The following is a 23975-nucleotide window of genomic DNA, read 5'->3' on the forward strand; positions in this document are numbered from 1 at the left end:
TCATGGCGGCTGCGTGAGGCACCCTTCCTACGGTGGAAGCGTGACACCACGTTGACCGCCTGGCTGCGAAGCCGCAACCATCCTCCCGATACGCCTAAGTCAGGATAGTAGTATTTCTCATGTAATGGGTTTATATCTTATCATGGCAACCCAAACCATAAAATGCTAAACTTCCGACGGAATAAGAAAGGGGGCTTGATATGTTTGAAGCGCGTTCGAAGCTCTTGTCAAAGTTGAGTAATTCAGTCCGGAACGGAACCCGAGGCGTCAACTTCGGTACAGTGGTCGACGGAGGGTGGTTCTCCGCATCCCCCGATGATATTGCCGTAAAAAGATCGATTAGGACCAACAATCCCGGCGCCCTGAACATAAGGCCGTGGCAAAAGAAACGCGCGGGATACGTCGGTTTTACTGCACCCGACAGCGCTGGAAACCAGACCACGATCTATCAGACTCCCGAGACTGGCGTTGCCGCCTGGTACTACCTCCTAGCGACCCTCTATGGTTTTGGTGACACGGGAACATTTTCCGTCGCGGACTTGGCCCGCAAGTACGCCGGGCCTGATGCGACACGCGAACAGGTTCAGGCCTATGTCAATGGTTGGGCGAAGTGGTCCGACGGCAAACTCGACGGCAACACGCAGATAAACTTGGCGTCCAACGCCGACATGCTGCTGCTTGCCCACGCCATGTTCAAGCATGAGGCTGGATCCGCCATTCCGCTGAGCGACGTACAGATCCTGAGTGGCATTGATGTGGAACGCAAGCCAATGGTTGCAAGGCCGCTTGTTCGCGCGAAGGCGACGGACATCCTGAGCCGGATCATAGGCAGCGAAAGTCTGATTGAAGAAATCTATGAGGACGAAATCCAGTCCAGCGTCGTCAGGCTGGGGGAGGCGACCATTAGAAACCCCTCTGAAGATAAGATCTCTGATTGGCTAGCGATCTTTTCTAAGCTTTCCGATCTGTCTTTGGAGGGGCCGGGAGAGATCACCCTGGAGCTACATACGAGCCACAGGAGCGCCTTCGATCGGGCCCTTGATGGACTCCCACCCGACGTAGTGTTTGAAGTCAGGGATTTTCTTGCCGGCGCAGCCGAGCCCCCGTTCAGCCCCGACCAACTACGAGTAGGTTCCGAGTTCGCCAAGAGCAATGTCGAACAATTTGACCCACTGACTCGCAGTTTGCCGGTGCTTGCCACCTTCAAGATCGACCAGGCATTCAACGATAGCCGGGTGGTTCGCTACACCGGGACCCTTGCGGTCGCGAACACCAGCGGCAAGGTCGTCGGGTCGTACCACGCAACGACAGGGGGCTTTATCACCAGTTACAAGCGCAAGAATGGCCCCACGCCCCCCGGCTATTTTGTGGTGGGGAATTACAGAAAGCGTTCGGAGCATTGGTGTACCCGCGGCAACATCGGATTTACCTTTGATATCGACGAAGTAGTCCGGACCGGCAATAGAGGTGCATTTCGGATTCATCCGGACGGGCCACCTCCCGGTACGCACGGTTGTGTTGGAATTGTTGAGGACGGCGACAAGCTGAAGGATTGCGCGACCAAGCTGAGGGAGACGCTTTCGAGCACGCAAGGGTTTCGGCTGCTGGTGGAATACGCTTGAGTTGAGCGGGGCTGCTCAGAACAAGCGCAAAATGAAACTCGATGAGCGTTTTGACCTCGCTTAAGGCGCAGGACAGATCGGCTCCAGGAGCCTATTTTCCCAGGTGACGACACCTGCCTTGAACTGCTCGCTGCGAAAATTTGACTCAATCTGCCTGTAATCGGCGGCCAACTGGAAGTGTGGGCAGCAAACGATATTATCTTTTTTCAATCTGAAGTCTGGCAAATCGAATTGAAACTGGAAAATGCGACGTCTCAATCTAGTGACGCCTTCCATGGCTCGCTGACGCCCGTTTTGCAGGACTCGGCAAAGCAGCTTCTTTGGGAGGAACATCATGGGAAAATTCCTCGCGTCCAGTCACGATACCCGACAAGTTCTTGTCGGACGAATTGTCACGATGGATGCGCAGGGCACGGTCTATCCGCGCGGCGCGGTTTGCATCGAAGCTGACCGCATCGCCGCGGTTGTCGCCGATCCGGCGCATGTTCCCGAACCTTTTGCAGGGATGATGGCGATCGAGACAGGCGGGACGCTCTATCCCGGCTTGATAGAGTTGCACAATCATCTGAGCTACAATTTCCTGCCGCTGTGGACGGTGCCGAGGTCCTATACGAACCGAAACCAATGGCGAGAGCACGAACCCGATTATCCGATTTCGATCTCTCTGCCGGCCAAGGTAATCGGCGCAAATGCGGACATCGACTATCCTCGCAGCATTGCCCGGTTCGTCGAATGCCGGTCTCTACTGGGCGGAACGACGACCACACAAGGGTTGAGCACCAGCAGCAGTGGCGGCAAGAAATGGTATCAGGGCCTCACGAGAAATGTAGAGGCGCCAAACGATGCAGCCTTTTCGGCGGCGGGTACACAGACGCTCGACTATACACCGCCCGAAATCGCTACGAAGTTGGTTCCGGCGCTGCAAAAGGACCGGCCATTCTTCTATCATCTTAGCGAAGGCACTGATCCGGATGCGCGGCAACGTTTCCTGGATTTGGAATACTTACCCAATACGTGGGCTATCGACACAGACCTCATTCCTATCCATTGCACAGCGCTGCAAGGAGGCGACTATCAGAGGCTGAAGGCTGCCGCTGGTATGGTTTGGTCGCCGCTTTCCAATCTCCTCCTATATGGCCAGACCGCCGACGTCGCGGCAGCGAAGACCGCGGGCTTGTTGATCGCCCTGGGTTCGGACTGGTCGCCCAGCGGCAGCAAGAACCTGTTGGGCGAGCTTAAGGTCGCGCGGATCGTGAGCGAACATCACGGTGGGCTGTTCACCACGCAAGAATTGGTACGCATGGTAACGTCAGCGCCTGCGAGAATGCTCGGCTGGCATGGCCAGGTGGGTACTGTGACGCGTGGCCTGAAAGCGGACTTGCTCATCCTCGAAGGGAGTTCGGCTGACCCATACGACCAACTAGTGAACGCTCGTGAGAGCGACATCCTCGCCGTCACCATCGACGGTCGGCCCCGGCACGGACGGCTAGGGTTTCTGGATTTCGACGCAAAACGCCAAGAGCGTGTGGTCATAGGAGGGAAAGATTTTTCGCTTGATCTCACGGAATCGGGTGATGACCCGCTGGCTGGATTGTCGCTCGGCACGGCTATTGCCAAGTTGACTTACGGCCTTGCGCATCTGCCTGAACTCGCTGGGAGCGCGCCGGGCGCAGCATTGCTGGCGTTCAAAGCGATCGAGCGTGAAGCGATCACGATTGATTTTGAATTGGAAGCAAAAGACGACTTTGCGACACTGCAAGATGTGCTGCGCGCCAGTGCGTCGGCGTTAAAGCCGATGCCGATGGCGCCGATCACGGCGACCGATGATCCGGATTTCATCACAGCGCTCAAAGCTAACGTCAATTTGCCGGATTATGTGAAGCAAGCCTTGTGATGCATGGAGACTGACAAACAGCAATGTGCAAAGCCACGCAGTGGCAATTTGATTTTTACGCATTCGCGACTCTGCCGAAGCCATGCAGATGGGCTTAAATCGCGACGCCGGAGAAGGGTGCAGCCTTGTAATTCGTGGGCGCTGGCGTTGTTAGGGCAAGGACGCTTGAGCAATCGGCAGATTACGCCTGCGGTCCGGATCTCGTGTCGTAATCGGCACGCGAGATGCTGGCCACATCGGGCCGGCGGTCTCTACTCATGAAGTTGTCCATTCGAACGTTGGACAGCCGGTGCGTCCCTGCGGATCACCATCGACCGGCGTTTTCATCATCTCGTGGGCGATTGGCGTGAGGCTGTGCATACTGTCCATGATCGCCGTGTACAAGGTCTTCGGGGTGCCGTTGAGCGCCTCATGGATTTCCTCAAGCATCGTCGTGTAGCGTCGGTTGAAATCACCATTGAGCGCCGCATGTGTGCTTCCCAGTCGGTAGTCGGCCGCCTTAGGGCTGACCATGATTGGATAGACGGCCTCATAGTCTATCGCGAGGCTGTCCCCTGTTGGCTCACCGAATGGGTCGTCACCGATGGCGAAGCGTCGGCCGGCCTCGATCTCCCGGAAACGGAAATAGTGTCCCATCTCAAGCGCATCGCCAAATTTCGCTGCCTGAGCGTTCACCGGCATAGCCGCCCCTTCGCCTTGCGTAATCACAAGGTCGAGGGCTGCTTTCGCCGAGGCGAAGTCGGTAACGGGGATAACGTGCCCGCCGCCCGACCAGAAGTAGTCCTCGCTAATTTGGTAGGCCGGATTTCCCGTAAACAGAGGTCCTTCCGCATCCAACCGAGCGAGTAGCTCCTCGATGCGACCGTAGAATTCGCCGATCGTGGGCGCAGGCACGACAAGTTTCTCCACCAGCAGTTCGGGTTGCGGCGGACGATGCGGCAGCTCGATCTGGAGGAAAGTCGCGATGGTGGTCGCTCTGAACGGCGCGAGGTCAATGGGAAACTGCCGATCCGCAAACGCCTTGCCGTCGAATTGCATATGCAACGGATAGGAGGGCGCAGCACTGCTGTCGATCCGTGGTTTGCCGCCAACCGCGTTCATGACGTTTGCGATGAGGGTGAGATGGAGCATCTCTTCCACCATCACGCTGCGGATGATCTCAGCTGCCGCTCGGTTGCCGGGCAATTTGATACTCAGCAAGGCGACCATATAGGGCGGGATCGTCGCGAGCTCGAGTTCAAGCGCCGTCTGTAGCCAGGTCAGAAGGGTCTGCTTGTCCGTGGGAGTCGGCATCAGGCGGCTCCGCTGCTGAGGTGCTCTGCCAGACGAAGGGCGAGCGCGGTCACCGTCAAGGTCGGATTGACGGCGCCGATGTTCGGGAAAACGGCGTTCGAGCAGACATAGAGATTGTCAGTTCCATGCACCTGAAGGTTTCCGTCGACCACACCATCGGCCGGGTCGATACTCATTCGGCAGGTCGATCCGGCATGATCGGCGCGCCACGACGGGGACGGACTGGTGATCTGCGTGGCGCCCATCTTGGCGAAAATCGCCGCGACCTCGGCCTTGATCTGGCCGATGCGCGCGTCAAACCAAGGGTCGGCCGAATAGGTCACCGCGGTTTGCAACAAGCCGAAGTTGTTGCGGTCCCAGAGGTTCTCGACGCGGTTGTCGCGCCTGCCGAAGACTTCGGCCATCACCGCGACCTGGATTGTCGCGGGACCGGCCACATACGCGTCAATCTCGGCGCGCGTATACCCCTGCTGCATCTTGCTGGCGAGGTCGATCGGCACCGTGTCTGGCAGATTGACCATCATCCATTTGCCGGCGCGCTGCTCGGATTCGGAATCGAAATGTCGTGACGTCAGCGTCGGGAAATCCATCTCCGGCTGTAGTTTGAGAGGGTTGCCGGGAAGCTGCGCCTGGAAAGTCATGTAGGGGTGTGTGACGATGAACCGGCCGACCAAGTCATGGTCGTTGCCGATGCCCTGGTGCCAGTCATTGGATCTCGATCGGAGCAACAACTTGGCCGATTCAACCGTGCCCGCCGCAATGACGATCCTTTCAGCCTCAACGGTAACCGTCTTCCCGGTTGCCTGCTCGATGTAGCTCACGCTAGACGCAGTTCTCTTGCCAATCATGTGGATTTCTTCGACCACCGCGCCGAGCCGGACCTCCAGATTGGGGCAGTCGGTCCATGAGCGTATGTCATCCAGGTAGTTCGCCGCGGTGAAACGCGCACCGAACGGGCAGTATTTGCATGTGCCGGTGGTCTGGCAGGGCGCGTGGCGCGACGGGATATCCGATATTCCACGGCGTGCGATCGGCACCTTGCCGTAGCCGATGCCCAGGCTCGCCATCGCCTGCGCGATGGGTTGGTCCTCAAGCGTGAAGGGAAAGGCCTGGAAGGGGAAAGCACGTGATCGCGGCACCGTCGGGTCTTGCCCATCACCCGAAACGGCGAGATAGGTCTCGGCTTCGCAATAATAGGGCTCGAGGGTCTCATAGCCGAACGGCCAGTCGCCGCCTTCTCCGGTGTTCGTGCGCAGGTGAAAGTCTTCCGGTTTCAACCGGAAGGACCAGCCGCCCCAATGGGTGGTCGAACCGCCGTAGGCAAACAGGCGCGCGCCGCGCAATTCCATGTAGGTGCTGCCGAGGTTGAGATTCTCACCAGGGATTTCATTGGTCGGAAACGCCATGTCGCGGCAAGGATCGTGGGGCGCGCGCCTGTAGAGGAGATAATCGGTCCACAATGCGAAGTCTTTCGACTTGACGCGCTGCCCGGCTTCGAGAACCAGGATTGATGCTCGCGCGTCTTTTTCGAGCAAACGCTGCGCTATGGCGGCGGCAACCACGCCAGATCCGATTATGATCGTTCCGAAGCTCATATGCCGCCCCCGGTGCGATAGGGGGCAGGCTGACCGGGCACGTTCGCCCCGCCGAAATATCCACGGTAGTTCAGTGCGCCGAATGCCGAGAAACCACCCAAAGCAAGTCGCAGCGCGATGAATTCATTGGCAACGTAGTATTGAACATATTCGAGTTCGGTCACTGGCAGAGCTGGCTTGGCCCGGGGCTTGTTCGTGAAGAGGTATTCGTAGGCGGCGGCCTCGCCCTTTTCTGCGATCAATGCGTCGATCACGCGTTGCGCGAGTGCGTAATAGTCTTGATATTTTGGGTCCAGGCTGATCCGATTGGTCATAAACGCGGGCAGCCGCGTCCGATAGGCTTCCGGTTCGTCGGTCAGATTCCAGAAGGATCCGATAGCGACCAGAAGCCGGCACATCGCTTCCTCGACGCTGTCCTGCGCAACCGGCGCCTTGGGGCTGAGCAAATGCTGGGCTCGGTTCTGGTACATCGGCTATCCTTTTCAGGTTCGGCGCGCTCGCCACTGCCACGTTGCGACGCTCGAATTGGAGATATCAACATCGGCCTGAGAGACGATACTCTCGTTCGGGCGGCCGTCCGCTTACTACTGCAGAGCGTCGTTGAGCAATTTGGCAAGGCGAGCAGCAGCGAGAGCCAACTGCAGCTTTGCCACGCTACGGGCCTTGGTCTCGTACTCATGTGTGAGTTCGGCGTTCTGGACCACGTTGCCGTTCGCATCAAGGACAGGCGCCGCGTAGGCGGTGTCGACGGCCAGTTTGTTGCTCTCGGCTATCCAGGTGTCTACGTCGGTGATTGCGGCTTCTGTGTCATCAGCGGGAGGCAGATACGGCTTGTGCGTAAAGGGATCGTAATTGTCGAAAATTGCACCGTAGACGGACGAATATCCCCCGAAGATCCCGTCGAAATATGCGTGGAGCTTGACCGGGTCGCCATTGGCTGGTTTGACCATGATCTCGTTGCCTCCACGATCACCTTGATCTGGTTTGCCCTGGCTCTCCCACTTGGCCGTGAACTCCTTCGTGAATAGAGCCGTCGAGTGGAGCGGCTGGTGAACGTCGCCAACCAGATGGAGGAGCCAGACCAGATCGTACGATCGGATGTCGTCGGCCATGCCTGCCGCCTTCGGAAGAGCAGCCCGGAAAAGCTTGATCTGGGTGGCGGCGTCAACCGGATCCGGCGGAGGCGGCACGCTTCCGTCCCGGCTATACGGAATGTCCTTGAAATGCCAGTAGGCGTGAACCAGCTTGTCCGCATATCCGATGTTTCTGCCAGCATCGCTTGTCTTCGCGTTGTCTCCTTTGCTGATGTAGTCGGGCAGGTCCTTGATGTCGTCAGCCCAAGCAGCAGCGCGAATGAACGTGTATCGGTCCAAGTCCCTCAGAGACCCGTCATTGGGTTGCGGCACTGCCGCCACCCAAGCATTGTATTGGGGATTCTTCCGGATCAACCGGCTGGCCTCCGCTCTCGCGGCGGGTGACATCTGATCCCACGCCATTACAGCGACGCGCATATGGCCCTCGTCCCACCATGCCATTGCGAAAGAGGACCAAAAGCAAAGGAGTATAACTGAAAGTGTAAATTTTCGCATGGCTCCTTGCAGACTAACTTCGAGATCTAGATGTCGTGAATGTTCCCGGCGAACGTACAGAAGTATTTCCGTGTCTATTTCTATGATCGTTGCGTGTTGCAAATTGCTATGCGCACCAGTGTCCCTTAGATTGTGTCGGGCTTGTTCGGGGCAGCCGAAAAGATCGAAATCAGCCTCGATGCGGACCGCAGGCTCCTAGTGTGATTCCAGTAGAGCAAAACTCTAACATTGAGTGTAGCATGCCAACAGAAAGAAGGGGAGGTAGGAATGAAATCCCGTTATCTATTGTCGGTGCTATTCCTGATCGGTGCTGTCTGTTTTGGGCAGGAAAGGGCTTTTGCTTGGGGCGACGAAGGACACCAGATCGTCTGCAGCATCGCCTACAAGGAACTCACACCTTCGGCGCGACAGAAAGTCGATAGCCTAATTGCTCAAGACAGCGAGTTCCGAGCATTTCCCCAAGCGTGCACTTGGATGGATCACCCGAGGAAACGAAAAGTCGAGCACTATGTAAACATTCCCCGCAACGCGACCCAGATTATGCCGGCCGATTTATGTCCAGGTGCTGACAAATGCGTGGTTACAGCAATCCTAAACGATATGAGGGACTTGGCCCTCACAACGCGGGATGCGGATCAACTGTCGTTGATAAAGAGCCTGGGCCACTGGGTTGGCGACATCCATCAACCTCTGCATGTTTCCTTCGAAGATGATCACGGTGCCGGTTTCATCAATGGCACTTCTCCTTGCAACACTGACCTTCACGGCGTGTGGGACACCTGCATCATTGAGCAGACGCTCGGAGAAGATCCCGAAACTGCTGCGATAGAGATCAGGTCCGAAATCGACTCGACCGAAAGAGCAGCTTGGACAAAAGGCGACGTCGACGAGAAGGTAGTCTTGGGATGGGCGAATACCTCGCTGGAGATATCGCTGGCGCCAGGCACTGAGTATTGTGTGAAGGTCGGCAATGAATGCCACTACACCTCCGATGAGGTGTCCTTTGATGGACACTCAAAAAAGACGGTGACCACCGACGAAGCTTACATCGAGCGCCAGGCGCCTTTGGTCAAGAAGCAACTTCAGATGGCCGGTGTGCGCCTCGGCTACATCATCAACCGGATTTTCTCGACCACTGAAGACGTTGCGGCACTCAATGCGCCAAGCTTCTCTCTCGAGCGGGTGCTGCTGGCTCGTGGACCATTGCCGGTTGCTCCGCCGATCAACGTCGAGGCGCTTCAGCCGATTGCGGGAGCGGATATCGGGAACAACACATCCCTCCAAGCAAAGGTTGATGAACTGACGACTCGAATCCGCGTCCTGGAACTGGCACTCGCGGGAAGCCAAGCTAGGCAGTGATGTCTTGAATGCGCCTCTCGTCAACCTGCGGCGGCCCGTCTCCTATCCGGGTCGTTTCCATCATTGATATCAATAACCGCTAGAATTCGTCACACGGCATGCCGTCGTCGGCTCAGGCGTCCGCGACGGCATGGTCCGCGACATGATGCTCGAAAATGTCGAGAGGCGGTTCAACACTCCAGGTGCCAGCGCCGTTAGAGGCCTGCAGGAGGCGCGCGACCTATGGCGCAAGAGTGCGCTTCCCAAGGGAGCCCATCGGAGGACAAGCCCGGTAGACGACTGTCCGGTCGAAATGGGGCCAGTTCACCTGGCCATTGCGGCCACTGGTGAGCATAGCGATCTCCTATGTTTCATCCCGGGCCGGCGCAAGTCGCCTCTCGGCCAGCGCGCGAACCGTAGCCGACAGCAGTTGGTCTGCAACAATGTCAGGAGTCGCGGCACCGTTCACAACTGTGAACATCTCCTTCAACAGATCATATCGAGACTTAATCTCGTCAATAATTTCCGGACTGCGTTCTTCGTACTTGAGGCTTTGGTCGCGCTTGCGGAGGCGGCGTAACAGTTCCGGCGTTGGTACATCGAGATAGAATGCCACATCCGGTCGTGGAACACCTTCATTGATCCTTGTGAGGAAATCGGTATCAACGCCGCGCGCCGTGAAGAGAGCGAAGGTATCAAAAACATATCTGTCGCACAGAACGGTCTGGCCGCCAGCGAGAGCAGGATCGATGGTATCAACTATGTGGCGGAGCCTGTCGGCAGCCGCGAGCAGGGCGATCATACGGACCCGTTCCCCGCCCGCGCCCGAGTCGAGAAATGAACGCACCTCGGGAACCTGGCGATACCAGCTAGTTGGCTGACGAGTAATGAGTACATCGTGACCGATAGCGCGTAGACGCTCCGCCAGTATTTCTATCTGAGTAGTTTTTCCGGAACCATCAAAGCCGCAGAATGTAACTAACGCGCCTCTGTCCTTACGTTCCGCCCTAAATACCATCGCGGCGCGACTTGAATCGAGTGGGTGCGGAGTAAAAGCGCTCATTGCAAGGCCTTCACGAATATCGCGGCAGCAGCCTGCTCAACGTGGTGGTCGAGCGCCAGCAGAAACGCATCTTTCGTTGGCCCAGCCGACAAGACTGATCTGGAAGCGGTGGGGATGAGCCGATGCGGACCAGGAAGATCGCGAAGCATCGAGAAAGAAGCTCCCTGTGCGCCAAAGCCCGGCAAAAGTATTGGTGCATTGCCGATAAGTTGCAGGAGCGCCGTGACCTCTGCCGATCGTGTGGCTCCGATCACGGCGCCCACCGCCCCTGAATCGTTCTGGCTGTTCCAGATTCCTATCTCTTCCGCAATATGCTCCGACAACTCGCGGCCACTCGGGTGCAGCGATTTCTGCAATTCGATGCCTTCCGGGTTCGACGATGCCACCACGACGAAGACTGCGCTCCCGATGTCGTGCGCCTTCACAAACAATGGCGTGAGAGCACCGAGCCCAAGATAGGGGCTTGCAGTCATACCATCCGACCGCAAAAGGCTAGCGTTATCAAGATAGGCGCCCGCGTAGGCATCGACCGTAGAGCCAATATCGCCGCGTTTTGCGTCCATAAGGACGAGAGTACCGCGGCTTTGCATGGTCGAAACAAAGTTCTCAAGCGTTGAGATACCGGATGAGCCGAACCTTTCGAAGAATGCGATTTGCGGCTTGACCATAGCCACGCGATTCTCCGTCCAGCCTCCAACCAGGCTGCAGAACTGAGATAGGCCGGCAGCAGTGTCAGGGATACCCCATTTTGCCAACAAGGCCGACGAAGGATCGATACCCAGGCAAAAAGGTCCCAGGCGTGAGGCCTCGTTGTGCCACCTCGTCAGGAAGTCTGGGGCTATGCGCATAGATATCATCCGATGAGACGAGTTGGCTAAAACCAATTCTCGTGAGTTATGGCGGACGAGCGAGTTGTGTGCAAGCTGCAAGCGATTTCCCCGCTCATACAATAAAATTCCGAACAATAAGCGTAACCACCCTCAGTCCCATCGAGATCTGATCTATACAAGATGGAACGACTTTGAACGCATTGAAGGTTTTGGACGCCCAGAAGGCGCTCATCCTGACGAAACTGCCAAGCCGAACTAATTTCAATCATATGCAGACGAGTCATGCGTGGCCAGCTAACGCACGTTTTCGTCCTTCCAGGCATAATGTTCCTGCAAATCTGCTTGCTTTGACCGAAGGCCGATGGCCTCGATCAAGTGGATCCCCATTTCCCCAAGAGCGGCGCCCTTGCGGCTATTGTTGGTTAGTAGGCTCGCGCTGCGCACGCCAAGCCAGTATGCGACAAAGGCCTGATCTCGAAATGCCCGGCGGTCGACTGCGTCTATGTAGCGTTGATGAAGTCCGTCAGAAGGTGTGCCATCTGTTCCGAGGTAGCTTTTCAACTTGGCTACGAGCCCGCGACCCCGACCCTCGTCGGTCAAGGTGTATACAATTGCGCAGTGGTCGACGGATTTGAAAGTGCGAAGTGTCTCGCGCAACTGCCATCCGCAATCGCATCGCTCGCAGCCAAACAATTCAGAGGACACACAGGCCGAATGCAATCGAAGCAAGCAGGTTTCGGGCGTGATATTCCTGAACAGGCAGAAATGTTCACTCATACGACCGCCGGGATCACATACCTGCACGGCCGCAGATTCAAATCGACCGTGCGGCGTCAGCGTTGTGACCCCCCTAACGGAATCAATGAGGCGGTAGCCGTTCACCAGAAGATACCGTTGCTGACATTGATATCGCTGCCGCTCATGTAGTCTGGGGCAGACTCTAGCAGCCATCGGATTATTTCGCCCACTTCATCAGGCTGGCCCATTCTGTTCAGCAGCGTTCGGCTGACATGCCTGTCTCGTCGCGATTCGCCCTGCGCAAGCGACATCGGAGTGTCCACAACGCCCGGTGAAACGCTAAACACGCGGATTCCGCGGTCAGTGAGATTTAGAGCAAGACTGCGCGATAAGCCCAACAACCCAGATTTGGAGGCTGCGTAGCCAGGATCGCGGCTGCCAACGTGCGCCGCGGCGGAGGCTATCAAAACGATGGTGGTTTTCGCACGGGATGCTCCTCGGCGGGCCACCCACGCCTTCACAAGCGCCAAGGGACTCTCCAAGTTTACTCGGATTACCTCGCTGAAGTCCTCGAGCGTACAGGTGTCAAATGTGCTCGCGTCATATCTAGCCGCGCCTAACACGAGTGCGTCAATCCGGCCAAGCGCAAGCTCTACCTCTTCTACAATGATGCTGGCGTTATCTGGTTTTCCAAGGTCGCAGCATACGTAGCAATCAGCATCTTTTGGCTTTACTCTATCGGCGACAGCAACTTTGTGCCCATTTTCTCTCAGTATCCTTACTGCAGCTTGCCCGATGCCGCCTGCGCCCCCCGTGACCAGGATCCGCAATCTACGCTTCCGCCCTGTCATTCGGTCACCCATTGGCAAAAAAGACCTGCGAAATTTCGGAAGCTCACCCGCCCAGTCGTCCGATGAGCCCAACAATTTCGTTGAGCACATCCTCCTCAGTTAGCGAACGAGCGGCGAGAAGCCTTCCCTTCGGCGCATCCAGCCGCTGCGTAATGACGTGCGAAAATTGTCGTGCCGGTCGCGCAGTTAGAACGAGCGTAGCAGCGAAAGAGCTAGGAGGCGGTGTTTTATGAAGTTGGCAACACTTGACCGCGTGAACGCCTCCCGGCGAAAGCTCATAGGACACGGTTTCTTGAACGTGACAGTTCACTCCCCGCTGGACCAGTTTCTCGCCGCGTGGATCAGCATCGCCAACCTCATGCATAATCCATTGACCGTCTTCTGATGTTTCACACGAAAAGTTGATAAAAGGCAGACGGCCCGCTAGCACTACGGAGGCGAAATCCCAACGATGATCGTGGATACTCGCCTGCGGCTCCGTGTTTGCATCTGACGGAGACCAAACATGAACCCGGAGACTTGCCTCGGACGTAGGATCTCGCCACAATGAGAGCTTTAAAAACCCGTTGTTGTGCATGTGGGACTTGCCTGTCAAGGCACTTGTTCTCGCGCGCCAGTCAACATAACTGCGCAACAGTTCTACCGATTGCGGCAAATCCGTTGCGAGTTCATGAAGGATCGACAAATAGCTGGAGGAGTCTGCCTCACTAACCCTATGAATGAACTCCGAAAACCGCCTTATACCCACTATTCGCTCCAGAGTTACGGAGTCTGTTCCAGACGATTGCTAAACTGCTCGACTGCGCAAAGCGAACCTTAGAATAACGCAGTGAATCCCAAAAGTGGTTTGTCGTGAGAGCCTACGTTTCAGCCGCCCGGGACAGCTTCACCTCAAATAGCATGTCGTTGAGCAGATTCACCCAAGGTCGCCTCGCCACGGTCAAATCAATGAAAACAATGTTCAACCTCAGCGAAACAGCTCCCGTATTCCTAATATATCCGCGACTTCAGAATTACAGTTATAAGATCCAAGCGCAAGATCGCGAGAGCCTCGCACTAGGTTACTTGATAGGGGCACTTGAGAGCAGCGCCGTCGAAGTGAACGCGATTAACGCGGAGTTAGGCGATCTATCCAATGACGAGGTGGTTGATTTAATTGCCAGCTTCCCGAACACGCGGCTGATTGGCATATCCGCAGGCTCCGAGAAGGTTTTTCCTCATGTGGAACGTATGTGCAAACGCCTTAAAGGCAATGGCGCGGAGATCCACATTACAACAGGCGGTATTTTTGCGACGACCGCCTATGCCGATATCTTGGAGCAAAGCACTTACATCGACAGCGTCTGTCTTGGAGAGGGCGAACATGTCATCGTCGAGCTCTACCAAGCAATCGCGAATGGCAATCGACTGGATGGCATTCCTGGACTGAAATTCAGGGGCCAGGAGGATTCGCTTGCCACTACGAGATCGCGCATCAGCAATCTCGATAGCCTCTCCTTCCCATCACGCCGTGACCTGACGTTCATGGTGAGCCCTGAAGGTCCAGGGGTGCGCAAGGTGAAGATCGCGACATCTCGCGGTTGCTATGCCCGATGTTCGTTCTGCTCGATCCATGAGATATTTGGGAACAGACTTGTTCAAAGGAGGAGTGTGGAGAATATTATTCAAGAAATCCGATATATCATTGACCGTTTTGCAATAAATCGGTTCTCCTTTATGGACGATCTCTTTATTACGCCATCGACAAGCGGGCGAGCTTGGGTAATGAGTTTCTGTCAAGAGATCGTAAGGCAAAAACTGGAGATTAGATTTTGGATTGAAACCAGGGCAGACACTCTCGATAGAGAGATTGTCGATGCCTTGCTGAGCGCCGGCATGGACAGCATCTTCATTGGGATTGAAGCCGGATCGACGGGCGTATTAAAGAAGATGCAAAAGGATGTGACAGCCGCTCAAAACTTGGAAGCACTCCATCTATTGCGATCGACACCGCTTGACCCGGAAGATATCCGGTTCGGATACATTATGTTCGTTCCGAATATGTCGATAGGCGAGTTGAGGGAGCAGTACGAGTGGATAAGACGCTCCGGTCATTGCCGGGTCCAGACCCTACAAAATCGAATGAATATTTACAGGGGCACGCCGGAATACAAACGTCTGAAGGCTGCGGGCAAGCTTCGCGAGGGGCCACTAGGAGTTCTCCCCTCATACGATTTTGACGATCCTGAAGTTGGAGTCTTCGAGCGTCTTTTCCGCGCGTTTCACAATAGGTGCGTCGAGTCGGTCTTCAGCGCTGTGCACGACGTGCAGATCAGGTACATATCCCGTCGACACAAATTTTCGAAACCGCCAAGACAATTCAATCTTATGAGCGAATTGCTTAAGAGAATCGAGTGGATCGAGCGCGATCACTACTACAGGTTCTTTGACGCGCATTTTTCAGGAGCGAAGTCAGAAATTGCCCGAATCGAAGATGCCACGCGCGATGATATCGACGAGCTAACGCCTATGATTAGTCTTCTGAACAATTTGATCGATCAGAACGATGGTGGCTTACCTTTTGACATCCGTGATGAAGGGTCAGGGAAATCATCGCTGCGAACTGGTGGATTATTGATCGAGTGGGAGGACAAATTTCGTGGCGACGACATTCTCCATAGTAGCCTTCAAATCTCGCCGGTGAGCATTCGGTGAGGCAGGACTGTGCGGCCGCGCTACGCTGAGCATGCGGTTGCGTTAAGTCTGGGATGGTTCGGCTTGGCGGATAGTTCCATGAACCGAAATCGCACCGAACGGCGACCCGTTGAGCCGATCAGCAGGCTCGCCACTCCACGTATTCATTGGGTCGGCTCTGCCTGTAGGAGACCAACTTCTCCCATGTGTTTTCAAGTTCACGTCGAGCACGCTCAAGTGCCACAACGGATTTAGCAGAAACCGGCGTGTCTAGCAGCAATAGCTGTTGGATCGTTCCTGCCAAGTTAGGACGGTCTCGGTTGACCGATCTAAAACCGCGCATCAGCCTTGGCCCGTGCTCACCTTCTGCTCCTCCTGAGAAGTGTAGCAAAACTGCCAGAGCTGCGTACCGAGCGGGAAATATGGCGTCGGGAATTCGTCGGCCTTTCAAAAGCGTCCGAGCATCTTTGACGCTGGCCTGCGCCTGAGGTATGTCTTTGTATGCTCCGCAATCCGCAAGAGCTAAATCAAAATCCTCAATCAGAGGGGAAACCGATGAAACGTCCATCAGCTCACTTGTGACTGAGTTAACCAAATCGTTGAGCGGGTCGCTCTTTACTCGCCGGGTGTCTTCAACAAGCCATTTGTGCTTGCGGAATCGATACCGAGCATCGAGATGTAGCCACGCAACGATCAAATTATCAAATGCCAAGCAATATGAGATGCGGTCTTCCAGCCGAGATTGCGAGACAGTACTAAATGCTACTGAGTCAATAAGCGGTCTGACAAATTGTAGCGGTACGTTTATACGCTTAAGATCATCAAGTAACTTTTCAATCTGGCGATCCGTATCAAGCAAGACGACTCCGTCAACTATCTTCCTCAACTCCCTCAAATGGTAGAAAATCAGCATGTCATTGGCGAGGACAGCTGTAAAATAGTCCGGATGTCTGCAAACTATATCTAGTGGACGCCCGCTAAATGATCCTAGGTAACGCCGTTCCTCTCCGATTGCCACCGAGAAGGCGTTGGCAGAAACATCAATGTCGCCTACCACCCCAAAATCACTATTGACTGCGCTTCCAACCATAACGGCCGAGCGCAAACCCGGAACCTGGTTTGACACGGCTTCCACGATCCCAGCCAAAGCTTCCGGGTTAAGCACCGAAGTTTACAGATCTGGTGCTATTTAAACGTCTCGTCTACCCAATCTTGCGAGATGGGGACTAGGTTAAAGTGAAGCTTTACTTTATCCGGGTCGATGCCTTGATCTTTTTTGACTGCTACAAAAGCTTCCTGCACAGCGGTTTTTAATTCGTCTTCCGTCGGCGCGCGCTGGCCGAGCTTCTGGAAGATTGACGTCAGAAACATTGCCTCAGCTTTCATCATCGTCATAGGTCTGTCTCCTAAGGTTTCCGGTTTCGACTAGGGACAAGCTTAGGCGTTTGCTCGAAATCGCGCTAGGTCATTTTTGAAATTTCCCAACGGGCCTTCGTGACGCGGCATATATGGGATCAAGAACTTTGCCGCGATCATCAATCCTCCAGGGAGTTCTATCCTAGTTGTGGGCGCAGCTGAACGCCGCCCGTGCGCTCGCGGTGCGATTTCTAGCGGAAGTCAAACTTGCCAATATCAGCCATCGAGTTCTCATAGACCTCGGATGTCGCCGGGCTGTCCACTTGACGCCATGCTTAGCCGAGAATCGCCTGCCCGGGGGGAATCGCGCGGCGATCGCAGCGAGCGATGGAGGATAATGTCGTAAATCCGGCGCCGTTGGCACAAGGCGGCGATATCGGTCGAATTGCCGGGCTGTCACTGATCTGCGTAGACTTTGGTTATGCTGAGAATCGGCTCCGAATTACAGCTTAGCGCCTCCGACCTGGTCGGTTACTTGAACTGCGGCCACCTGACGGCACTTGACCTTCAGGTTGCGGACGGCGCGCTCGATAAGCCGAAGATCTGGGATCCGCTGCTCGAGATATTGCAGCAGCGGGGCGCCGCGCACGAGGCTGCCTATGTCGATCACCTGCGGGCGTCCGGCTTTACGGTCGCCGTCATCGAGGGCAAGGGCATTGATGATGGCTCTGTGGCCGCCACGATCGAGGCGATGCGTGCCGGCGCGCAGATCATCGTGCAGGCCGCGCTACGCTCGCCACCCTTCACGGGCCGGGCCGACATCCTCCGGCGCATCGAGAGGCCAAGCGATCTCGGCGCCTGGTCCTATGAAGTCGTCGACACCAAGCTCGCCCGCGAAACCAAGGGGGGACGGTGCTGCAGCTCTGCCTCTATTCCGACCTCGTCGGGCAGGTGCAGGGCCTCGTGCCAGAATATGCCTACGTTGTCGCGCCGCTTACCGGCTTCGAGCCGGAGGCCTTTCGGGTCAGCGACTATGCCGCCTACTACCGCAATGTCCGGGAACGCTTCGTCGCGTCCTTGAACGGAAACGGCGGCACCTATCCGGAGCCGGTCGCTCATTGCGATATCTGCCGCTGGCGCGGCCGATGCGACGACCAGCGCCACCAGGACGATCACCTCTCCCTTGTAGCCGGGATCACCGCCGTGCAGCGCGGCGAGCTCGCCAGCCACGACGTGGCCACCATGACCGGGCTGGCCGAACTCCCCCTTCCGCTGCCCTGGAAGCCGGAGCGCGGCGCCGCCTCGTCCTACAATCGCATCCGGGAGCAGGCCCGGATCCAGGTCGCGGGGCGCGCGACCGGGCAGGTGCTCCATGAAGCGCTGCCGATAGAACCTGGCTTTGGCCTGTGCCGCCTGCCGGTGCCGGACGACGGCGACATTTTCTTCGATCTCGAAGGCGACCCCTTCGTCGGCGAAGGCGGCCTCGAATATCTCTTCGGCTATGCCTTTAAGGACGCGGAGGGCGCGCTCACCTACGTCGCCGACTGGTGTCTCACGCAGGCCGATGAAAAGGCAGCCTTTGAGCGCTTCGTCGATTTCGTGATCGAGCGGCGAGCGCACCATCCCGGCATGCACATTTATCATTACGCGGCCTATGAGGTGGGCGCGCTCAAACGCCTGATGGGGCGCTACGCCACGCGCGAGGAAGAGATCGACACGCTGCTGCGCGGGCAGGTCCTGGCCGATCTCTACGCGGTGGTCCGCCACGCCATCCGCGCCAGCGTCGAGAGCTATTCCATCAAGAAGCTGGAGCCGCTCTACGAATTCGTACGCGCGGTGTCGCTGCCCGATGCCAACTATGCCTTGAGCAAGGTCCAGGCCCGCCTAGAGCTTGGGGATGCAGGCGGCATCAATGAGGAAGATCGGGCCGTCGTGACGGGCTACAACCAAGATGACTGTGTCTCAACGGAGCGGCTTCGGGACTGGCTGGAGCGCCTGCGGACTGACGCGGTCGCCTCAGGCGTGGAGATTCCCCGGCCGGCTCCGCCTGGAGAGGGCGCTCCGCCGGATATTACAGCCTGGCAGGCGCGGATCGATGCAGTCGTGGCCAAGTTGACCGATGGCATTCCGGTGGACCCCGCGGAGCGTAGCGCCGAGCAGCAGGCGCTCTACGTGCTGGCGAACGTGCTCGACTGGCATCGCCGGGAGGAGAAGGCGATCTGGTGGGAATATTTCCGGCTGGCGGCGCTCTCCGTGGACGAGCTGGAGGACGAGCGGGCAGGCCTCGCCGGCCTCGAATTCGTGGATACCGTGGGCGGAACCGCCAAGGCCCCTATCCCTCGCTTTCGCTTTGCCCCGCAGGCCGCGGAGTTTCGCGGCGGGGAGGATTTGCGCAGCGTCGGCGGCGAGCGGTTCGGCAAGGTCGAGGGCGTCGACCTGGAACATCGCTTCATCGACATCAAGAAGCGGGGCGACACTGCCGGTTTTCACCCCGAAGCTGTCTTCGCCCACACCTACATCGACACGACTGTCCTGGCCGAGTCCCTGGTGGAGATAGGCGAGTACGTGGCCGATAATGGCATCGGCGGTCCCGGTGCCTACAAGGCGGCGCGCGATTTACTGCTGCGGCGGCCGCCCGATGCCGGCGGCGCGGCGCTGCGCCAGCCAGGCGAGAGCCCGGTCGATGCGGCCTGCCGCCTCGTCCCGGCCTTGCAGGGCGTGCTCGCCATCCAGGGACCGCCTGGCGCGGGCAAGACCCATACCGGCGCCTACGCGATCCTTGCGCTGGTCAGGGCCGGCCTTCGTGTCGGGGTGACCGCCAACAGCCACAAGGTCATTCGCAACCTGCTCGCGAAGGCCGCCGAGGAAGCAGCGAAGGAGGACTTCGACCTGCAGTGCCTGCACAAGGTCACGGATGCCGAAGACAATGTACCGCACCTCACCTTCACCACGAAGAACCCCGAGGCCCTCGGCGCCTTTGCAAGCGGCTACCACGTCCTCGGCGGCACGGGGTTCCTGTGGGCCAGGCCCGATGCGGCTGGCCTCGTCGACGTGCTGTTCGTGGATGAGGCCGCGCAGATGTCGCTCGCCAATGTGCTTGCCATATCACCGGCCTCAGCCAGCCTTGTCCTGCTTGGCGATCCGCAGCAGCTTGAGCAGCCGATGCAGGGCTCACATCCCGAGGGTACGGAGGTCTCGGCCCTCGACCACCTTCTCGGCGGACGGCAGACCATCGCCGAGGACGAGGGCCTGTTCCTCGACCAGACCTGGCGCCTCCACCCCGACATCTGCCGTTTCACCTCCGAGCTGTTCTACGAAAGCCGACTACTTCCCCGTCCCGGTCTCGAGAATCAGTCCATCCTGATGGACGGCCCGCTTGGCGGGAGCGGCCTGCGCTATGTCGCGGTGCAGCACAGCGGCAACCAGAACTCCAGCCCGGAGGAGGCTGACCGTATCCGCAATATTGTGCTGGGGATCCTTGCTTCAGGTGCGCGCTGGCGCGACCGCGAAGGCAACGAGGCGTCGCTCGCCCTAGACGACATCCTGATTATCGCGCCCTACAACGCGCAGGTCTTTGAAATCCAGGCGCGCCTCCCCGGCGCGAGGGTCGGGACGGTTGACAAGTTCCAGGGTCAGGAGGCGCCTATCGTGATCTATTCCATCACGACCTCCAGTCATGCCGACGCCCCGCGTGGCATGGAGTTCCTCTACAGCGCGAACCGCCTCAACGTGGCCACCTCCCGCGCCAAGGCACTGTGTATTCTCGTGGCCAATCCGGATGTGTTCGAGCCGGAATGCCGGACGCCGCGCCAGATGCAGCTCGCCAACGGCTTCTGCCGCTACCTGGAAATGGCCGATGTGGTCGATCCATAAGTTCCTCGACGTGGCGCATGCATGGACGCCGCGCATTTGATGCCGATGAAGGTGATGCCGATCCTGACGCCGGCGATCGTGCTGTTGATGACGATGACGATGGATATGACAGACGATCGCCGTCGCGTGGGTCGGCAGGGTCGGGCGCTTGTGCCGACTCGGTCCAGCTTCGCATCGCAATCCACCTGTTTCGCCAACTGCTCGGTATCGACGAGCGGTGATGCGCGGGGTCACTTTCGTCATGGCAAGCGCACTCTGCCATCGTCGAGCCGGTAGAATGGGGGCGGGGCTGAGGCGCTAGGCTGTCGTGGCTCCCATGCTCCAGTTCCGCACGGGCCAGGAACCCTCGCTTCCTCCTCCACGATGAAATGAAAATTCCTGGGCCGCCGCGCTTCGATGCGTGGAAGCATGTCCGAAAACTGCGCCCTCGTAAGAGGTGAGGGATCTGACGGTTTGAGTTACTCAAAGCGAATGGCATATGCTAGCTCAAGTCCTCATGTGTCTATCGGAGACCTCTATTGCGTGGTGGCCCCGATCGGTACAGAATGCCGAACTCAAAGGGCGGCCTAATTATATGGACAAGATTAAATGAGCAGACTGGTGACGTTCACAATACGCAATCTGCACCTTGCCAAGGTCGTCTACTGCGCCGCTGTTTTTTGTTTCCTCGGTGTGGATTCGGTAGAAGCCGCCACGCCATTCACTGAGACGACCGAAGAATATTTCAAGGAGAAAGTTGGAGCAAAAACAGCAGATGATTTTTGCTTTAATTATATTCTATCTATTGGGTGGGATAGGGATAAGCTTCGCGGGTTGCCTTCTTTGGAGAAGTTTCCTCTATTTAAATCCGTAGGCGAGCGCTTATTCCTCCTTAGGACGCGTTTTATAGTATTTTATGCAAAAGGCAATGCAACTGATGATGACCTCAAAGGTCCATCATTCTCTCCGCATGCTTGGATAGAATATCAGTACGATGACGAGATGTCTGAGTATAAAGGTATTACTTCATGCGGATCATCGATGCTGTACCCCGATGAGTTCGACGCGACCGGGAAGAAAATAGAGCAAGAGTATTTTGACTTTCGATCAAAAACAGGGACGGTTTCGGGTTGGACTAAGTGAGCGTTTAGCTTTCGTCGTCCAACTGCACCGTCCTAACGCAGGAGATGGTGGGTGGAATTACCGAAAGTCAGCGCGCGCTGGTCGGCATCTTGTCAGGCTAATTTCTTGATTCTAAAAAATCGGTGCCACCCGACCTGGAACGTCACAGGATCGCCACCGGTGATTTCGTCTATCTGCGGTGGGATGGCGCCAAGTATCTCTACTACCCCATTGTGAGCCCAGGCGTAGCCGCCAAAGCCGATCTGTTCAGCCCGACCCGCCTGGGGAATTGCGTCTTCGATGTCCAAGCGAAGTTCCATCGTTCGCCTCCTATGATCTAGCCCTGCCAATGGGAACAAAATGAGAACAAAGAGTCAAGTGTGCCCTTGACGAGAGAGGAATATGTTCCTTATTTCAGCGTGACCTGGAGCAGCAAAGGACCATGGCTCGGCGTCAATGGCGCAGGCCGGCGAAGCTATGGCAAAAACAGCGGAGGACAATTTTCGGATCGAGGTCTGGGATCGCGAGGAGCAGGCTTTGTCAGAAACCATTTCGCGCTCTCCCGATTCAACGGTGAGCCAGGCAGCCTGGCAAGCTGCAATCCGGCGCCGCCCAGGGATGTTGCTGATCCACTACAACAGCCGGCATGTGATGGAGAAAATCCTGACACCGGGCGAGGTGAGGATCCCGCCACAGGCCATCATCGACGGCAGCGTCCACGCCGACCTCGATGTTGCGCTCGGAGATCTTCGCGAATGGCATGTGTTGCGGGCCTGGTGCAGATCCTGTTCGCACCATGCCACGGTGAAGCCAGCCGGCCTCATTGAGCGCTATGGAAAAGGCGCTCTGTTCAGTTCGATCGAGCGAGCGCTTTTTTGCACGAGTTGTGACAGGGGCGGGCCTGTCAGGCTGGAGATTCACAAGCTGCCACGCAATTGAGAGGAGCTGGAAAGGGTGCAAGATTTGGCGGACCGCCGCGGACGGGGACAGTCGGACCCGCGTCCCGTCCTGCGGCCGGCGCTATGCTGACGCTCCTACGGCTGTCCCGTTCACCGCCCGCAGCGGGGGCGAATTTCCTCCTTCCTGCGCGCGACAACCGTCCACAGTTGCGGGCGCGCGCAGGACCGCGGTTTATACGCCGTTCTTCCCCAGAGTGCCGGCGGTCGCCGGCGCGAGATCAACGGGGCAGCGGCGCGTCGTTTGGAAACACGAATGAGACCAGAGCCGCTCCTGGATACCACGGCTGGCGTGATTAAGCCGGGGCCGACACACTACGCTGCGCGTAGTCGGCAATGTCGCCTCAAATGCAGCCGGTGTAGCGGTCGATGATGATGTAACGCGTGCTCATGCTCCCGGCCTCTTCCCGGCCAGCGTCACGCAGACGATCCTGAAGTCGCGCTGCTTCAGCCCCAACTCGCGCATGAAGCCCCCGATCAGGCCCTGCGCCGTACCGCTTGTATGGGTCGTCAACTCGACAGCCTTCAGCCGGCGGCCATCCGACACCTCGAACTCGAACTCCACGAGAACCGGCTTGCCGCCGGCTGCGTTGATCGCTTCCAGGATCTCCCGGTTGCGCCCCTTCTGCGCCTCCTTGCGCACTTCCTCGGTCGCCTGGGCGATCGCGTCCTGGCGCGCATGCTCCTTCTGCGCCTCCTCGTTGTGCTTGCGGTACTCGGCGAGCGCGACCTTCTCCTCGGCCTCCCGCTTCTTGTCTGCGACCAGGACTGCCTCATCCTCGTCGGTCCAGTCGTCAACGACCTTGAGCCTCTGCCCACGCAGCGCATCGGCCATCAACTCGCGTCCGATCTGGCGCTCTACGATCACCTTCAGCAGTGGCTCAAGCATCCGCCACCCCAGGCTCACCGCGCCTTTCGCAGGGTATTCATCCGGCCCCTTCAGGACGTGCAGCGTGATGTAGCCGTTCTTCGTGTGGCCGCCCCAGCTTGCATCCACTGCCATGCCGTAGGTCGTCGTGTCGGAAGTCGTTGCATCAAACGTTCTAATTTCAGCGAAGTTAGTCATTGGAAACCTCAGTTCGGGGAGGAGGAGGGGACCCATCATCGCCCCTACCCACGGTCGGGCACCATCACCATCCGCCTTGTATACACGGCCGTTGGCTTTTGTATCCCCGTCGTCGAATTCCCATGCCCATGATAGAC

Annotated in this window: 22 protein-coding genes; 9 read left to right on the forward strand and 13 right to left on the reverse strand. The window is 57.4% G+C overall.

The genetic code is table 11. The features are described from left to right. The first annotated feature begins 200 nt into the window (after positions 1-200). On the forward strand, positions 201-1622 hold the full coding sequence (locus NKJ08_RS03185) for a L,D-transpeptidase (protein ID WP_352781213.1): 1422 nt from the start codon (positions 201-203) through the stop codon (positions 1620-1622). A gap of 334 nt (positions 1623-1956) precedes the next feature. Next, positions 1957-3516, forward strand: coding sequence for an amidohydrolase family protein (locus NKJ08_RS03190; RefSeq protein WP_352781214.1), 1560 nt, complete (start codon positions 1957-1959; stop codon positions 3514-3516). Between the two features lie 255 nt (positions 3517-3771). Here NKJ08_RS03190 and NKJ08_RS03195 read toward each other — a convergent pair whose 3' ends face one another. From NKJ08_RS03195 to NKJ08_RS03210, 4 genes are all read right to left on the reverse strand, one after another. Beyond that, the gene (locus NKJ08_RS03195) at positions 3772-4809 is read right to left on the reverse strand and encodes a ferritin-like domain-containing protein (RefSeq protein ID WP_352781215.1); all 1038 of its coding nucleotides are present in this window, start codon (positions 4807-4809) and stop codon (positions 3772-3774) included. Continuing rightward, positions 4809-6404 carry a GMC oxidoreductase gene (locus tag NKJ08_RS03200; RefSeq protein ID WP_352781217.1) on the reverse strand — a complete coding sequence of 532 codons (1596 nt, stop codon included), beginning with the start codon at positions 6402-6404 and terminating at the stop codon, positions 4809-4811. Before NKJ08_RS03200 ends, NKJ08_RS03195 begins: the two co-directional genes overlap by 1 nt. Next, entirely contained in the window at positions 6401-6874 is a 474-nt protein-coding gene (locus NKJ08_RS03205) for a hypothetical protein (protein ID WP_352781219.1), read from the reverse strand. Before NKJ08_RS03205 ends, NKJ08_RS03200 begins: the two co-directional genes overlap by 4 nt. A 114-nt stretch (positions 6875-6988) precedes the next feature. Next, the gene (locus NKJ08_RS03210; RefSeq protein ID WP_502906295.1) at positions 6989-8095 is read right to left on the reverse strand and encodes a S1/P1 nuclease; all 1107 of its coding nucleotides are present in this window, start codon (positions 8093-8095) and stop codon (positions 6989-6991) included. A gap of 165 nt (positions 8096-8260) precedes the next feature. Between NKJ08_RS03210 and NKJ08_RS03215 the strand changes: the two genes are divergently transcribed. Continuing rightward, positions 8261-9352 (forward strand): S1/P1 nuclease, encoded by a 1092-nt coding sequence (locus NKJ08_RS03215; RefSeq protein WP_352781222.1) that lies wholly within the window; start codon positions 8261-8263, stop codon positions 9350-9352. A gap of 343 nt (positions 9353-9695) precedes the next feature. Here NKJ08_RS03215 and tmk read toward each other — a convergent pair whose 3' ends face one another. The 4 genes from tmk to NKJ08_RS03235 all read right to left on the reverse strand — a co-directional run bounded on the left by tmk (position 9696) and on the right by NKJ08_RS03235 (position 12792). Further along, complete coding sequence (gene tmk, locus NKJ08_RS03220; RefSeq protein WP_352781224.1) at positions 9696-10394, reverse strand: dTMP kinase; 699 nt, start codon at positions 10392-10394, stop codon at positions 9696-9698. Continuing rightward, positions 10391-11251 (reverse strand): orotidine-5'-phosphate decarboxylase, encoded by an 861-nt coding sequence (gene pyrF, locus NKJ08_RS03225; protein WP_352781307.1) that lies wholly within the window; start codon positions 11249-11251, stop codon positions 10391-10393. The genes tmk and pyrF overlap by 4 nt, the downstream gene beginning before the upstream one ends. Positions 11252-11518: 267 nt before the next feature. Further along, positions 11519-12106 (reverse strand): GTP cyclohydrolase II, encoded by a 588-nt coding sequence (locus NKJ08_RS03230; RefSeq protein ID WP_352781226.1) that lies wholly within the window; start codon positions 12104-12106, stop codon positions 11519-11521. Then, on the reverse strand, positions 12103-12792 hold the full coding sequence (locus NKJ08_RS03235) for an SDR family NAD(P)-dependent oxidoreductase (protein ID WP_352781228.1): 690 nt from the start codon (positions 12790-12792) through the stop codon (positions 12103-12105). Before NKJ08_RS03235 ends, NKJ08_RS03230 begins: the two co-directional genes overlap by 4 nt. A gap of 873 nt (positions 12793-13665) precedes the next feature. Between NKJ08_RS03235 and NKJ08_RS03240 the strand changes: the two genes are divergently transcribed. After that, positions 13666-15507, forward strand: a complete 1842-nt coding sequence (locus NKJ08_RS03240; protein ID WP_352781229.1) for a B12-binding domain-containing radical SAM protein — start codon at positions 13666-13668, stop codon at positions 15505-15507. A gap of 118 nt (positions 15508-15625) precedes the next feature. On the opposite strand, the gene NKJ08_RS03245 is transcribed toward NKJ08_RS03240, so the two are convergent. Continuing rightward, positions 15626-16612 carry a hypothetical protein gene (locus tag NKJ08_RS03245; protein WP_352781231.1) on the reverse strand — a complete coding sequence of 329 codons (987 nt, stop codon included), beginning with the start codon at positions 16610-16612 and terminating at the stop codon, positions 15626-15628. 59 nt (positions 16613-16671) lie between these two features. After that, complete coding sequence (locus NKJ08_RS03250) at positions 16672-16881, reverse strand: hypothetical protein (protein WP_352781233.1); 210 nt, start codon at positions 16879-16881, stop codon at positions 16672-16674. Positions 16882-16999: 118 nt separating this feature from the next. Between NKJ08_RS03250 and NKJ08_RS03255 the strand changes: the two genes are divergently transcribed. Further along, on the forward strand, positions 17000-17248 hold the full coding sequence (locus tag NKJ08_RS03255) for a hypothetical protein (RefSeq protein ID WP_502906302.1): 249 nt from the start codon (positions 17000-17002) through the stop codon (positions 17246-17248). Positions 17249-17344: 96 nt separating this feature from the next. On the opposite strand, the gene NKJ08_RS03260 is transcribed toward NKJ08_RS03255, so the two are convergent. Next, entirely contained in the window at positions 17345-17512 is a 168-nt protein-coding gene (locus tag NKJ08_RS03260) for a hypothetical protein (RefSeq protein WP_352781234.1), read from the reverse strand. 242 nt (positions 17513-17754) lie between these two features. Between NKJ08_RS03260 and NKJ08_RS03265 the strand changes: the two genes are divergently transcribed. From NKJ08_RS03265 to NKJ08_RS03275, 3 genes are all read left to right on the forward strand, one after another. Continuing rightward, the gene (locus NKJ08_RS03265) at positions 17755-20715 is read left to right on the forward strand and encodes a TM0106 family RecB-like putative nuclease (protein WP_352781236.1); all 2961 of its coding nucleotides are present in this window, start codon (positions 17755-17757) and stop codon (positions 20713-20715) included. A 21-nt stretch (positions 20716-20736) separates the two neighbouring features. Next, positions 20737-20991 (forward strand): hypothetical protein, encoded by a 255-nt coding sequence (locus NKJ08_RS03270; protein ID WP_352781237.1) that lies wholly within the window; start codon positions 20737-20739, stop codon positions 20989-20991. A gap of 312 nt (positions 20992-21303) precedes the next feature. After that, entirely contained in the window at positions 21304-21837 is a 534-nt protein-coding gene (locus tag NKJ08_RS03275; RefSeq protein ID WP_352781238.1) for a hypothetical protein, read from the forward strand. A gap of 92 nt (positions 21838-21929) precedes the next feature. Here the strand turns inward: NKJ08_RS03275 and NKJ08_RS03280 are convergent, their stop codons facing one another. Further along, on the reverse strand, positions 21930-22136 hold the full coding sequence (locus NKJ08_RS03280) for a hypothetical protein (protein ID WP_352781239.1): 207 nt from the start codon (positions 22134-22136) through the stop codon (positions 21930-21932). Between the two features lie 157 nt (positions 22137-22293). Here NKJ08_RS03280 and NKJ08_RS03285 point away from each other — a divergent pair, with 157 nt between their 5' ends. Further along, on the forward strand, positions 22294-22755 hold the full coding sequence (locus NKJ08_RS03285) for a hypothetical protein (RefSeq protein WP_352781241.1): 462 nt from the start codon (positions 22294-22296) through the stop codon (positions 22753-22755). Between the two features lie 405 nt (positions 22756-23160). Here NKJ08_RS03285 and NKJ08_RS03290 read toward each other — a convergent pair whose 3' ends face one another. Beyond that, positions 23161-23838 (reverse strand): aldehyde dehydrogenase family protein, encoded by a 678-nt coding sequence (locus tag NKJ08_RS03290; RefSeq protein WP_352781242.1) that lies wholly within the window; start codon positions 23836-23838, stop codon positions 23161-23163. Between the last annotated feature and the right edge of the window lie 137 nt (positions 23839-23975).

Origin of the sequence: Mesorhizobium sp. M0244 (assembly GCF_040321795.1) — a bacterium.
In the GTDB taxonomy this organism is placed as follows: domain Bacteria; phylum Pseudomonadota; class Alphaproteobacteria; order Rhizobiales; family Rhizobiaceae; genus Mesorhizobium.

Excerpts from the sequence above, each read along its gene's own strand:
- tmk (WP_352781224.1), bottom strand. The coding sequence starts at position 10,394 with ATGAGCGCTTTTACTCCGCACCCACTCGATTCAAGTCGCGCCGCGATG.
- NKJ08_RS03215 (WP_352781222.1), top strand. The coding sequence starts at position 8,261 with ATGAAATCCCGTTATCTATTGTCGGTGCTATTCCTGATCGGTGCTGTC.
- NKJ08_RS03205 (WP_352781219.1), bottom strand. The coding sequence starts at position 6,874 with ATGTACCAGAACCGAGCCCAGCATTTGCTCAGCCCCAAGGCGCCGGTT.
- pyrF (WP_352781307.1), bottom strand. The coding sequence starts at position 11,251 with ATGATATCTATGCGCATAGCCCCAGACTTCCTGACGAGGTGGCACAAC.
- NKJ08_RS03275 (WP_352781238.1), top strand. The coding sequence starts at position 21,304 with ATGAGCAGACTGGTGACGTTCACAATACGCAATCTGCACCTTGCCAAG.
- NKJ08_RS03200 (WP_352781217.1), bottom strand. The coding sequence starts at position 6,404 with ATGAGCTTCGGAACGATCATAATCGGATCTGGCGTGGTTGCCGCCGCC.
- NKJ08_RS03280 (WP_352781239.1), bottom strand. The coding sequence starts at position 22,136 with ATGGAACTTCGCTTGGACATCGAAGACGCAATTCCCCAGGCGGGTCGG.
- NKJ08_RS03270 (WP_352781237.1), top strand. The coding sequence starts at position 20,737 with ATGGACGCCGCGCATTTGATGCCGATGAAGGTGATGCCGATCCTGACG.
- NKJ08_RS03250 (WP_352781233.1), bottom strand. The coding sequence starts at position 16,881 with ATGACGATGATGAAAGCTGAGGCAATGTTTCTGACGTCAATCTTCCAG.
- NKJ08_RS03185 (WP_352781213.1), top strand. The coding sequence starts at position 201 with ATGTTTGAAGCGCGTTCGAAGCTCTTGTCAAAGTTGAGTAATTCAGTC.
- NKJ08_RS03190 (WP_352781214.1), top strand. The coding sequence starts at position 1,957 with ATGGGAAAATTCCTCGCGTCCAGTCACGATACCCGACAAGTTCTTGTC.
- NKJ08_RS03195 (WP_352781215.1), bottom strand. The coding sequence starts at position 4,809 with ATGCCGACTCCCACGGACAAGCAGACCCTTCTGACCTGGCTACAGACG.
- NKJ08_RS03285 (WP_352781241.1), top strand. The coding sequence starts at position 22,294 with ATGGCAAAAACAGCGGAGGACAATTTTCGGATCGAGGTCTGGGATCGC.
- NKJ08_RS03290 (WP_352781242.1), bottom strand. The coding sequence starts at position 23,838 with ATGACTAACTTCGCTGAAATTAGAACGTTTGATGCAACGACTTCCGAC.